Consider the following 11,636-nt stretch of genomic DNA (forward strand, 5'->3'; position numbering starts at 1 on the left):
CGCCGTCGAGAAGGCCGTCCGCGGGATGCTGCCGAAGAACTCGATCGGCCGCGCCCAGCTCCGCAAGCTGAAGGTCTACGCCGGCAGCGAGCACCCGCACGCCGCCCAGCAGCCGAAGCAGTACACGCTCGGCCAGGTCGCTCAGTAAAGCGAACCAGACCTTCACGACTGACTTAAGACAAAGGATTATCACCACCGTGGCGAAGATCGCAGACAGCATCGACTCGGCCCAGGTCGAGAACGTCGAGTCCTACTCGACCGAGACCCCGGCGAGCGAGGCCCCGGCCGCTCCGCGCGCCGTCCTCTCCGTCCCCGGCGCGGCCGTCGGCCGCCGCAAGGAGGCCATCGCGCGCGTGCGCCTGGTCCCGGGTTCCGGCACCATCACGGTCAACGGCCGTGAGTTCGCGGACTACTTCCCGAACAAGCTGCACCAGCAGCTGATCACCGACCCCTTCAAGGTCCTCGACCTCATCGGCGCCTACGACGTCGTCGCCCGCATCACCGGCGGCGGCCCCTCGGGCCAGGCCGGCGCTCTGCGCCTGGCGATCGCCCGCGCGCTCAACGAGATCGACCGCGAGAACAACCGTCCGACCCTCAAGAAGGCGGGCTTCCTGACCCGTGACGCGCGCGTCACCGAGCGCAAGAAGGCCGGTCTCAAGAAGGCCCGCAAGGCTTCGCAGTTCTCCAAGCGCTGACGCCGAGTAAGCGTCTAGGCTTCGGTTCATGCCACGCCTCTTCGGAACCGACGGAGTCCGCGGACTCGCGAACGGTACGCTCACCGCCGACCTCGCGCTCGGTCTCGCTCAGTCAGCTGCTGCTGTGCTGACGCGAGGCCGCAGCGCCGAGGCGCGGCGCGCCGCGGGCAAGCGCCCGACGGCGATCGTCGCCCGTGACCCCCGGGTCTCGGGCGAGTTCCTCTCCGCCGCCGTCGCGGCCGGGCTCGCGAGCTCCGGCATCGACGTGTACGACGCGGGAGTCATCCCCACCCCGGCGACCGCGTTCCTGATCGCCGACTTCGACGCCGACTTCGGCGTCATGGTCTCGGCCTCGCACAACCCGGCGCCGGACAACGGCATCAAGATCTTCGCGCGCGGCGGCACCAAGCTGCCGGACGTCGTCGAGGATCGCATCGAGGAGCACCTGGACCTCGAGAAGCTCACCCCGACCGGGGCGGACGTCGGCCGCATCCGCCGCTTCGCGGACGCCGAGGACCGCTACGTCGTCCACCTGCTCGCGAGCCTCCCGCACCGTCTCGACGGCATCCACGTCGTCCTCGACTGCGCCCACGGCGCGGCGGCCGGCATCTCGCCGGAGGTCTTCACGGACGCCGGCGCCCGGGTGACCGTCATCGGCGACGCTCCGGACGGCATGAACATCAACGACGGCGTCGGCTCGACCCACCTCGACAAGCTGGCGGAGGCTGTCGTCGCCGCCGGCGCCGATGTCGGCATCGCGCACGACGGCGACGCGGACCGCTGCCTCGCGGTGGACGCGCACGGCAACATCGTCGACGGCGACCAGATCATGGCGATCCTCGCGGTCGGCATGAAGGAGCGCGGCAAGCTCACCGACGACACCCTCGTCGCGACGGTCATGAGCAACCTCGGGCTGAAGCTCGCCATGCGCGAGCACGGCATCCGCGTCGTCGAGACCGCGGTCGGCGACCGCTACGTGCTCGAGGAGATGAACGACAAGGACTACGCCCTCGGCGGCGAGCAGTCCGGCCACGTCATCATGCGCGAGTTCGCCACCACCGGCGACGGCATCCTCACCGGCCTGCACCTGCTCAGCGAGATGGCCAGGCAGCGCAAGCCGCTGCACGAGCTCGCGAAGGTCATGACCGTGTACCCGCAGGTCATGGTGAACGTGAAGGGCGTCGACCACCACGCCGTGCACACGGACGAGCCGCTGCAGAAGGCGGTGCAGACCGCCGTCGCCGCGCTCGGCGACTCCGGTCGCGTGCTGCTGCGCCCGTCCGGGACGGAGCCGCTGGTGCGCGTCATGGTCGAGGCCGCGGACCAGAGCACGGCGGAGCGGCTGGCCAACGAGCTCGCCGACGTCGTGCGCGAGCGTCTCACCGTCTGACGCGGCGTCCCAAGCGCGTCTCCGTCGCCCGGCGATGCCGTGCGCTCAGTCCTTCTGGGCGTCCTCGTGCGCACGCCGGGCGGCGATGAAATCGGTCACGGAGAACGCCTTCGCCCTCCCCGGCAGCATCCCGTCTCCGTAGAGCCCTGCGAGCAGTTCGCCGGGGTCGGCGTCGAGGGCGGTCGCCAGCCGAACGATCGTGTGCAGCTCCGGATTCGCCTCGCCGCGCTCCACGCGGCCGTAGTTGGTGACGTGCATGTCGGCCAGGTGCGCGATCGTCTCCTGACTCATGCCCAGGCGCACGCGCGCGGCCTTGACCCGCTCGCCGAAGATCTGAGCAGCACGGGAGCGCGAGGCGTTCATGCTTCATGCCTACGTGTCAGCTGGCTCACGATCCAGAGACCTGAGGCCAGGGTGCCGTGTGCCTGAGCGTCAGGAACTTGTGGTCTAACAACCTCAGAGCTTGCGGAGCAGGACCGAGCTCACCGTGTGGTCGGCGTCCTTGCGCAGCACCAGCTTCGCCCGCGAGCGGGTCGGCCGGATGTTCTGGATGAGGTTGGGCTCGTTGATGCGCGACCAGATCGACGCGGCGCGTGTGCGCGCCTCCTCCTCGGTGAGGTCCGCGTAGCGGTGGAAGTACGACTTCGGGTTGGCGAACGCGCCGCGCTGGAGCTTGAGGAACCGCTCCTGGTACCAGTGCGCGATGTCGCGGGTCCGCGCATCCACATAGACGCTGAAGTCGAAGAGATCGCTCACCGCGAGCCGGTTGCCGCCGCCCGCCGGCTGGAGCACGTTGAGCCCCTCCACGATGAGCACGTCCGGCTGGCGCACGACGATCTCGGCGTCCGGGACGATGTCGTAGCTCAGGTGCGAGTAGAACGGCGCGCGCACCTCGTGCGCCCCGGACTTGACGGCGGTCACGAAGCGCAGCAGTGCGCGGCGGTCGTAGGACTCGGGGAAGCCCTTGCGCTCCATCAGCCCGCGCCGCTCGAGCTCCGCGTTCGGCAGCAGGAACCCGTCCGTGGTGATGAGCTCGACGCGCGGGGTGTCGTCCCAGCGCGACAGCAGCTCGCGCAGCAGGCGGGCGATGGTCGACTTGCCGACCGCCACCGAGCCGGCGACGCCGATCACGAACGGGGTGCGCTTGGCGCGCTCGCCGAGGAAGTCGCTCGTCACCCTGTGCAGCTGCCTGGTACCTCCGACGTACAGGTTGAGCAGGCGGCTGAGCGGCAGGTAGACCTGCTCCACCTCCCGCATGTCCAGCGGATCGCCGAGGCCGCGCAGCTGCACGATCTCGGTCTCCTGCAGCGGGAGCCGCGTGTTCCTGGCCAGCTCGGCCCAGTCGGAGCGGTTCAGCTCCACGAACGGGCTCGCCGAATCGCCGTTGCCTGAGGATCCGCCGCGGGCGGCGCCGTTCACAGCCATAGGCGACAAGTCTATGGTGCGGCCCACGGTAGAATCGGGTGCATGTGTGGAATCGTGGGGTACGTCGGTACCGACAAGAGCCTCGAAGTGCTTCTCGGCGGTCTGAAGCGTCTGGAGTACCGCGGCTACGACTCGGCCGGCGTCGCCGTGATCGGCCCTGACGGGAACCTGGGCACCGCCAAGAAGGCGGGCAAGCTGTCCGCGCTGACCGAGGAGCTCGCCGAGAACGGCATCCCGAACGGCGGCACCGGCATCGGCCACACCCGCTGGGCGACCCACGGCGGCCCGACGGACCGCAACGCCCACCCGCACCTGGGCGACGACGGCCGCCTCGCCGTCATCCACAACGGCATCATCGAGAACTTCGCGACGCTGAAGGACGAGCTGCTCGCCGACGGCGTCCGCTTCGAGTCGGAGACCGACACCGAGGTCGCCGCCGTCCTGCTCGGCCGCGAGTACCGCGCGACCGGCGACCTGAGCGAGGCGTTCCAGCGCGTCGTCTCCCGCCTGGAGGGCGCGTTCACGCTGCTCGCGCTGCACAAGGACCAGCCGCACGTCGTCGTCGGCGCCCGCCGCAACTCCCCGCTGGTGATCGGCCTCGGCGACGGCGAGAACTTCCTCGGCTCCGACGTCGCCGCCTTCGTCGAGCACACCCACCGCGCGCTCGCCATCGGCCAGGACCAGATCGTCACCATCACGCCGGACTCCGTCACGGTCACCGACTTCGAGGGCGCGCCCGTCGAGGTGGAGCCGTTCGAGGTCGCCTGGGACGCGTCCGCCGCCGAGAAGGGCGGCTGGTCGTCGTTCATGGCGAAGGAGATCGCGGAGGAGCCGGACGCCGTCGCGAACACGCTGCGCGGCCGCTTCGCGGACGGCGCGGTGCACATCCCCGAGCTCGACGCGCTCGGCGAGGACTTCTTCACCGGCATCGACCGCATCACGATCGTCGCCTGCGGCACCGCCGCGTACGCCGGCCTGGTCGGCAGCTACGCGATCGAGAAGTGGGCGCGCGTCCCCGTCACGGTCGAGCTCAGCCACGAGTTCCGCTACCGCGAGCCGGTCATCACCGACGGCACCCTGGTCATCTCGATCAGCCAGTCCGGCGAGACGATGGACACGCTGATGGCGGTCAAGTACGCGCGCGAGGCCGGCGCCAAGGCCATCTCGATCTGCAACACCCAGGGCGCGACCATCCCGCGCGAGTCGGACGCTGCGCTGTACACGCACGCCGGCCCGGAGGTCGCCGTCGCGTCGACCAAGGCGTTCGTCGCCCAGATCACCGCGCTCTACCTGTTCGGCCTGCACCTGGCCCGCGTCCGCGGCAGCCTGACGGCCGCGCAGCAGCGCGACGCGATCGAGGAGCTGCAGGCGGTGCCGGGCAAGATCGCCACCGTGCTCGAGGCCCAGGGCACCATCGCGCAGCTGGCGCACTGGATGTCCGACACCCGCTCCGTGCTGTTCCTCGGCCGCAACGTCGGCTACCCGATCGCGCTGGAGGGTGCGCTCAAGCTCAAGGAGCTCGCGTACATCCACGCGGAGGGCTTCGCCGCCGGCGAGCTCAAGCACGGTCCGATCGCGCTGATCGAGCCGGGCCAGCCGGTCTTCGTCGTCGTGCCCAGCCCGCGCTGGTCGGACGAGATGCACAAGAAGGTCGTCTCCAACATCCAGGAGATCCGCGCCCGCGGCGCCCGCGTCATCGCGATCGCCGAGGCCGGGGACGCCGCCGTGCTGCCGTTCGCCGACGAGGTCATCCGGATCCCGCTCGCCGCCCCGCTCTTCGAGCCGCTGCTGAGCGTCGTGCCGCTGCAGATCTTCGCGATGGAGCTCTCCGCCGCGAAGGGCCTCGACGTCGACCAGCCGCGCAACCTGGCCAAGTCGGTCACGGTCGAGTAGGGCGCCGTCCGTGATCGCGGGGATCGGGGTCGACGTGGTCGACCTGGCACGTTTCGCGCGATCCCTGGAACGCACGCCGCGCCTGCGGGAGCGGCTGTTCACCGAGGCGGAGCGCTCGCTGCCCGTCCACTCGCTCGCCGCGCGGTTCGCGGCGAAGGAGGCGCTCATCAAGGCGCTCGGCGGGTCGGAGGGCGTCCGCTGGCACGACATGGAGATCGTGCCCGATGAGGAGAGGAATCCGGGCTTCGTGCTGCACAACGTGGTCGAGCGCCAGGTGCGCGAGCGCGGCATCGCGCACATCCACGTCTCGATGTCGCACGACGCGGGCATCGCCACGGCGTTCGTGGTGACGGAGCGCGACGCGTGAGCGCGTCCGGTGCTCCGTTCCGCGAGCTCGTCGTCGACCTGGACGCGGTGACCGCCAACGTGGCTCGGCTGCGCGAGCTGGTCGGCACCGAGCACGCGATGGCCGTGGTCAAGGCGAACGCGTACGGGCACGGCGCCGTCGCGTGCGCCAGGGCGGCGCTCGCCGGCGGAGCGGACTGGCTCGGCGTCGCCGACGTGACTGAGGCGCTTCAGCTGCGCGCCGCCGGCATCGACGCGCCGGTGCTCGCCTGGCTGCACGACCCGGACGAGGACTTCGTGGAGGCGGTCGCCGCCGGCGTCGACGTCGGCGTCTCCTCGCTCGCCCAGCTGGAGGCGGTCGCCGCGGCCGCCTCCGGCGCGGGGCCGGCGTACGTCCAGCTGAAGCTGGAGACCGGGCTGAGCAGGAACGGCATCGCCCCCGAGCACTGGGAGGCGGTCTTCGCCCGCGCGCGCGAGCTGGAGCTGGCGGGGTCCGTCGTCGTCCGCGGCATCTTCAGCCACGTCTCCAACGCCTCCCCGGAGGACGACCGTGCCGCCGTCGCCGCCTACCGCGACGGGCTCGCCAGAGCGGAGTTCGCCGGGCTGCGCCCCGAGCTCACCCACATCGCCGCGTCCGCAGCGGCGCTCGGCCTGCCCGAGTCGCGCTTCGGCATGGTCCGCCTCGGGATCGCCTGCTACGGGCTCAGCCCGTTCGGGGCCGCGTCCGCCGCCGAGCTGGGTCTGCGGCCGGCCATGACGCTGCGCGCGCGGGTCGCGGCCGTGCGCCGGGTGCCGGCGGGCACCGGCGTCTCGTACGACTACACCTACCGCACGGACAGGGAGACGACGCTCGCGCTGGTCCCGCTCGGCTACGCCGAGGGCATCCCGCGGCACGCCTCCAGCCGCGGTCCGGTCGCGATCGGCGGCTCCCGCTACCGGATCGCCGGCCGCGTCGCGATGGACCAGTTCGTGGTGGACGTGGGGGACGCGGACGTCGCCGTCGGCGACGAGGTCGTCCTGTTCGGCGACCCCGCGACCGGGGTCCCGAGCGCCGACGACTGGGCAGAGGCCGCCGACACGATCAACTATGAGATCGTCACCCGCCTCGGCGGGCGGCTGCGCCGCAGCTACCGGGGCGGTGCGGCATGACCGGCAGGGTCGTCGAGGAGCTCGCCGTCGCCACCGGCGACGACATGCACGAGCTGGGCATCCGGCTCGCCGGGATGCTGCGCGGGGGCGACCTGGTCGTCCTGAGCGGCCCGCTCGGCGCGGGGAAGACCACGCTCACCCGCGGCATCGGCGACGGGCTCGGCGTCCGCGGGCCGGTGACGAGCCCGACGTTCGTGCTGGCCAGGACGCACCCGAGCCTGCAGGGCGGCGCACCGCTCGTGCACGTCGACGCCTACCGGCTGAGCAGTGCCGTCGAGCTCGACGACCTCGACATCGACTACGCGCACTCCGTCGTCGTGGTGGAGTGGGGCAGCGGGATGCTGGACGGCGTCGCCGACTCCTGGCTGGAGGTGGACATCGTCCGGCCGACCGGCGCGGACGCGAGCGCCGCCGGCGCGGCCGACGAGGATGACCTCGACGCCGACGAGCCTCGCCTGGTCACCATCACCGCGCACGGACCGCGCTGGTCCGATCCCGCTTAGGCTGGAGACATGCTCCTCGCCATCGACACCTCCGCCGGAACGAGCGTCGCCGTTGTCGACCGCGACGGCGGCGTCCTCTCCGAGGTGATCGAGACCGACACCATGCGTCACGCGGAGGTCGTCGGCTCGCTCATCGCCGAGGCGCTGCGCCTCGCGGGCGTCGAGATCGCGGCGCTCTCCGGCGTGGTGGCCGGGATGGGGCCGGGTCCCTTCACCGGGCTGCGGGTCGGCATCGCGGCCGCGAAGGCGTTCGCGTTCGGTGCGGGGAAGCCGCTCGTCCCCGTCGTCAGCCACGACGCCGTCGCCTTCGAGCACTACGCGACCGGGGGAGCAGGTCCCGTCCTCGTCGTCACAGACGCGCGCCGCCGCGAGCGCTACTGGACCGCGTACTCCGGTGCGGACGACGGCGGCCTCCCGGTCCGTCTCGACGGCCCGGGGCTCGGCAAGCCGGACGAGCTCCCGCACCTGGACATCCCGCGCCTCGACGCCGAGGTGGTCTCCGCCGGCCGGCTCGGGATGCTGGCGGAACTGCGCTACGCCGCCGGGCTGCCGTTCGACGCGGACGAGCCGCTGTACCTGCGCTCGCCCGACGTCACGCTGTCCGCGGGCCCGAAGCGGGTGAGCGCGTGACGGACGAGCAGGTCCGCCGGGTCTGGCAGCTGCGCAGGGCCGCCGCGGAGGACGTGCCAGCCATCATGGACCTGGAACGCTCCACATTCGTCACCGACGCGTGGTCGGAGCGCTCGATGCTCGCCGAGGTGACCGGCGAGCACGGTTACTACCTGGTCGCCTTCCCTCCGGAGGAGCCGGAGCGCATCGACGGCTACGCCGGCCTGCTCGCGCCGGCGGGCGCGGCCGAGGGCGACATCCAGACCATCGCCGTCGCCCCCGCCGCGCGCAGGCACGGCCTGGGCCGTTCGCTCATGCAGGCGCTCATCGGGGAGGCGAGGAAGCGAGGCGCGCGCGAGGTGTTCCTGGAGGTGCGCGCGGACAACCCGGGCGCGCAGAACCTGTACCGCACGCTCGGCTTCGAGGAGATCGGCGTGCGCCCGAAGTACTACCAGCCGGACGGTGTCGACGCGATCGTGATGCGCCTCGCCGTCCCCGCGACGGAGACCACCCTGGCATGAACAGCACAGCATCCACCGGCGCCGGCCCCCTCGTGCACGGCATCGCGACCTCCTGCGACGAGACAGGCGTCTGGATCGTGCGCGGCACGACCCTGCTCGCCAACACCATCGCGTCCTCGATGGAGGAGCACGCCCGCTACGGCGGCGTCGTGCCGGAGGTCGCGGCGCGCGCCCACCTGGAGGCGCTCACCCCGACCCTGCGGACGGCGGTGGCCGACGCGGGCATCGAGCTCGCGGACGTCGACGCGATCGCCGTCACCAGCGGGCCGGGGCTCTCCGGTGCGCTGATGGTCGGCGTCGGCGCCGCGAAGGCGCTCGCGGTCTCGCTCGGCAAACCGCTGTACGCGGTCAACCACCTGGTCGGCCACGTCGGCGCGGACGTCCTCGACGCGAACGGCGGCCCCGGCCACCCGGTCGAGCTGCCGACGGTCGCGCTGCTGGTCTCCGGCGGTCACACGTCCCTGCTGCTGGTGCGCGACCTGGTCTCCGACGTGGAGCTGCTCGGCGAGACCATCGACGACGCGGCGGGGGAGGCGTTCGACAAGGTCGCCAGGATCCTCGGCCTGCCGTATCCCGGCGGTCCGCAGATCGACAGGGTCGCCGCCGACGGCGATCCCACGGCCATCCGCTTCCCGCGCGGGCTCACCAAGCCCAAGGACCTGGAGAAGCACCGCTACGACTTCTCGTTCTCCGGGCTGAAGACCGCCGTCGCGCGCTGGGTGGAGCAGCGCCAGGACGCCGGAGAGGAAGTGCCCGTCGCCGACGTCGCCGCGTCGTTCCGCGAGGCCGTCGTCGACGTGCTGATCGGCAAGGCGATCGCCGCGTGCCTCGACAACGACGTGCCGCGCCTGCTGCTCGGCGGCGGGGTGGTCGCCAACGCGCGCGTGCGCCAGGTCGCGGTGCAGCGCGCCGCGGAGGCCGGCATCGAGCTGCGCATCCCGGCGCTCTCGCTCTGCACCGACAACGGAGCGATGATCGCCGCGCTCGGCGCCCAGCTGATCATGGCGGGGCACGAGCCGAGCGGCCTGGACTTCGGCGCCGACTCGACGCTGCCGGTCACGGACATCCAGGTGCCGTAGCCGGCGTCACGCGCCGACGTCGCTCGTTGACACACCAGGGCGCCGCTGCGACGATGGATGCGGTACAGCATCCTCTCAGGAATTCGCCAGACAGAAGGAGATGGGGACCATGACCGATCCGAACGCACCCGCCGTCCCGCCGGAGCCGGAGGGCGAGAACGCGGCAGGGTCCGTCCCGCCCGCGGCTCCGACCCCGCCCGCCGACGCGCCGACCCCGCCGCCGGTGCCGCCGGTGCCGCCCGCGGACCCCGGCTACGGCCAGCAGCCGCAGCAGCCGCAGCAGCCGTACGGCCAGCCGCAGCAGCCCTACGGTCAGCCGCCGCAGCAGCCGTACGGCCAGCCCGCCTACGGCCAGCCGGCCCCCGGCTACGCGCAGCCGTACGCCACCCCGGCGCAGAAGTCGCCGATCCTCAGCATCCTGTCCCTCGTCGGCGGCATCGTCGGCCTGGTGCTCAACTTCATCTGGGGCATCGGCTTCCTGTTCGCCGCCGCGGCCATCGTGCTCGGCTTCCTCGGCCGCAAGAAGGAGCCGCAGGCGAAGGGCTTCTGGCTCACCGGGATCATCCTCGGCTTCATCGCCGTTGCGGTCGCGATCGTCTTCTGGATCATCGCGGCGATCTTCTTCGCGAGCTTCTCGGCGCACTACAGCACCTACTGAGGCTCGCGCCGAGCGGCCTCAGAGCCGCTCGGCGAGCAGAGCGGTGTGCCGCCCGGCGATCCTGGACAGGATAAGGGTCGCCGGGCGGTCGCCGCTCAGCGACAGACGCGTGCGCAGCGCGGCGGGATCCACATCCACGCCGCGCTTCTTGATCTCCAGGGTGCCGATGCCGCGCGAGCGCAGCTCCCTGCGCAGCTCCTTCTCCTGGAAGGGCAGCGTGTCCAGGATGCGGAAGCCGGCGGCGAACGGCGTCGTGACCGCGTCGTCCGCCGTGATGTACGCGATGCCGTCCGCGGCCATCCTGCCGCCGATCCGCCGGGCCAGGTCGCCGATCAGCCGGGCCCGGATGACGGCACCGTCCGGCTCGTAGAGGAACTCGCCCAGCTCGCCGGTCTCGGCGTCCTCGCTGTCGGCCTCGGCCGTCAGCTCGTGCGCCTCGTCGCCCCTGACGACGAGCGCAGCGCGCCGGATCCCCGGCCGCGCGAGCGCGCCGAACCACAGCCCGACCTCGACCACCTGGCCGTCGGCGGACACCCACTGCGCCTCCGCGGTCGACGGGATCAGGTCGCGGTCGAAGCCGGGGCCGAGCTTCAGGCCGACCGACCGTCCGGTCGCCAGCTCGTACGCGAAGCCGAGCGAGGGGGTGTAGTCGTCGGGATCGGTCAGCCGCTCGGTCTGGGTGTGCCCCGCCGTCCGCCGCGCCGGGTCGAGGAAGACGCCGTCGAAGGAGCGCAGGTCGACGTCCTCCGCCCGGCCGTGCTCGACGGTCGCGGTCGGGAACGGCGCCAGGTTGAAAGAGGCGATCGCGGCGGTGACCTCGTCGGCCTCGACCGCCGTGACCTCGAGCTCGAGCGCGGCGAGGGCGAGCGCGTCCCCGCCGATCCCGCAGCCGAGGTCCGCCACCCGCTCCAGCCCCGCGGTGCGATAGCGGCCCGCGTGCCTGGCGGCGATCGGGAGCCGCGTCGCCTGCTCCAGGCCGGCCTCGGTGAACAGCATCCTGGACGCGAACTCGCCGAACTTGACCTGCGCCTTCCTGCGCAGCTTCGCCTGGGTCAGCACGGCCGCCACCAGGGTGGGGGAGTGCCCGGCCTTGCGCAGGTCCGACACCATCCGGACCACGTCCTTCTCGGTGCGATAGGGCGGCAGGGAGTCGAGCAGCCGCAGCCCCTCCGCGCTCAGCAGTTCGACGAGTTCGGACCTGTCCATGCGTCACACGCTACCTTCTGGCACTCACGTTGCGGGACTGCTAACGCACCCTCTAGACTCTTCGTTAGCACTCTCACTACGAGTTTGCTAACCCAGCGTTTCGCTCAAAAGACTGCGTTAACCAAAGAAAGAGGGTCAACCGTGTCGGTCTCCATCAAGCCGC

General features: G+C 71.8%; 14 protein-coding genes. 11 read left to right on the forward strand and 3 right to left on the reverse strand.

Translation table 11 applies throughout. The features are described 5' to 3' along the window. The 3 genes from ACTHMF_RS05895 to glmM all read left to right on the forward strand — a co-directional run. Positions 1 to 148: uL13 family ribosomal protein (locus ACTHMF_RS05895; RefSeq protein ID WP_440316687.1), on the forward strand; the 148-nt coding region annotated here is incomplete at its 5' end. Between the two features lie 49 nt (positions 149 to 197). Continuing rightward, positions 198 to 695 carry a 30S ribosomal protein S9 gene (gene rpsI / locus ACTHMF_RS05900; RefSeq protein ID WP_314146790.1) on the forward strand — a complete coding sequence of 166 codons (498 nt, stop codon included), beginning with the start codon at positions 198 to 200 and terminating at the stop codon, positions 693 to 695. 28 nt (positions 696 to 723) lie between these two features. Beyond that, entirely contained in the window at positions 724 to 2,085 is a 1,362-nt protein-coding gene (gene glmM / locus ACTHMF_RS05905) for a phosphoglucosamine mutase (protein WP_314146791.1), read from the forward strand. Positions 2,086 to 2,130: 45 nt separating this feature from the next. On the opposite strand, the gene ACTHMF_RS05910 is transcribed toward glmM, so the two are convergent. Further along, the gene (locus tag ACTHMF_RS05910) at positions 2,131 to 2,448 is read right to left on the reverse strand and encodes a helix-turn-helix domain-containing protein (RefSeq protein ID WP_314146792.1); all 318 of its coding nucleotides are present in this window, start codon (positions 2,446 to 2,448) and stop codon (positions 2,131 to 2,133) included. 93 nt (positions 2,449 to 2,541) lie between these two features. Then, complete coding sequence (gene coaA / locus ACTHMF_RS05915) at positions 2,542 to 3,510, reverse strand: type I pantothenate kinase (RefSeq protein ID WP_314146793.1); 969 nt, start codon at positions 3,508 to 3,510, stop codon at positions 2,542 to 2,544. A gap of 42 nt (positions 3,511 to 3,552) precedes the next feature. Here coaA and glmS point away from each other — a divergent pair, with 42 nt between their 5' ends. The 8 genes from glmS (at position 3,553) to ACTHMF_RS05955 (ending at position 10,267) form a co-directional block, all read left to right on the forward strand. Next, positions 3,553 to 5,403 carry a glutamine--fructose-6-phosphate transaminase (isomerizing) gene (gene glmS / locus ACTHMF_RS05920; protein ID WP_440316679.1) on the forward strand — a complete coding sequence of 617 codons (1,851 nt, stop codon included), beginning with the start codon at positions 3,553 to 3,555 and terminating at the stop codon, positions 5,401 to 5,403. Between the two features lie 10 nt (positions 5,404 to 5,413). Then, positions 5,414 to 5,770 (forward strand): holo-ACP synthase, encoded by a 357-nt coding sequence (locus ACTHMF_RS05925; protein ID WP_440316680.1) that lies wholly within the window; start codon positions 5,414 to 5,416, stop codon positions 5,768 to 5,770. Further along, on the forward strand, positions 5,767 to 6,897 hold the full coding sequence (alr, locus tag ACTHMF_RS05930) for an alanine racemase (RefSeq protein ID WP_440316681.1): 1,131 nt from the start codon (positions 5,767 to 5,769) through the stop codon (positions 6,895 to 6,897). Before ACTHMF_RS05925 ends, alr begins: the two co-directional genes overlap by 4 nt. Further along, a complete protein-coding gene (gene tsaE / locus ACTHMF_RS05935; RefSeq protein ID WP_440316682.1) occupies positions 6,894 to 7,400 on the forward strand; it encodes a tRNA (adenosine(37)-N6)-threonylcarbamoyltransferase complex ATPase subunit type 1 TsaE in 507 nt (168 codons plus the stop codon). Before alr ends, tsaE begins: the two co-directional genes overlap by 4 nt. Positions 7,401 to 7,409: 9 nt before the next feature. Further along, on the forward strand, positions 7,410 to 8,030 hold the full coding sequence (gene tsaB / locus ACTHMF_RS05940) for a tRNA (adenosine(37)-N6)-threonylcarbamoyltransferase complex dimerization subunit type 1 TsaB (protein WP_440316683.1): 621 nt from the start codon (positions 7,410 to 7,412) through the stop codon (positions 8,028 to 8,030). Then, a complete protein-coding gene (gene rimI / locus ACTHMF_RS05945; RefSeq protein ID WP_314146799.1) occupies positions 8,027 to 8,530 on the forward strand; it encodes a ribosomal protein S18-alanine N-acetyltransferase in 504 nt (167 codons plus the stop codon). The genes tsaB and rimI overlap by 4 nt, the downstream gene beginning before the upstream one ends. After that, a complete protein-coding gene (tsaD, locus tag ACTHMF_RS05950) occupies positions 8,527 to 9,609 on the forward strand; it encodes a tRNA (adenosine(37)-N6)-threonylcarbamoyltransferase complex transferase subunit TsaD (protein WP_440316684.1) in 1,083 nt (360 codons plus the stop codon). Before rimI ends, tsaD begins: the two co-directional genes overlap by 4 nt. A 109-nt stretch (positions 9,610 to 9,718) precedes the next feature. Then, positions 9,719 to 10,267, forward strand: coding sequence for a DUF4190 domain-containing protein (locus ACTHMF_RS05955; RefSeq protein WP_440316685.1), 549 nt, complete (start codon positions 9,719 to 9,721; stop codon positions 10,265 to 10,267). A gap of 18 nt (positions 10,268 to 10,285) precedes the next feature. On the opposite strand, the gene ACTHMF_RS05960 is transcribed toward ACTHMF_RS05955, so the two are convergent. Further along, positions 10,286 to 11,473 (reverse strand): THUMP-like domain-containing protein, encoded by a 1,188-nt coding sequence (locus ACTHMF_RS05960; RefSeq protein ID WP_440316686.1) that lies wholly within the window; start codon positions 11,471 to 11,473, stop codon positions 10,286 to 10,288. Positions 11,474 to 11,636: the final 163 nt, after the last annotated feature.

The sequence above is a fragment of the Leifsonia sp. genome, assembly GCF_051955155.1.
Taxonomy (GTDB): Bacteria; Actinomycetota; Actinomycetes; order Actinomycetales; family Microbacteriaceae; genus Leifsonia.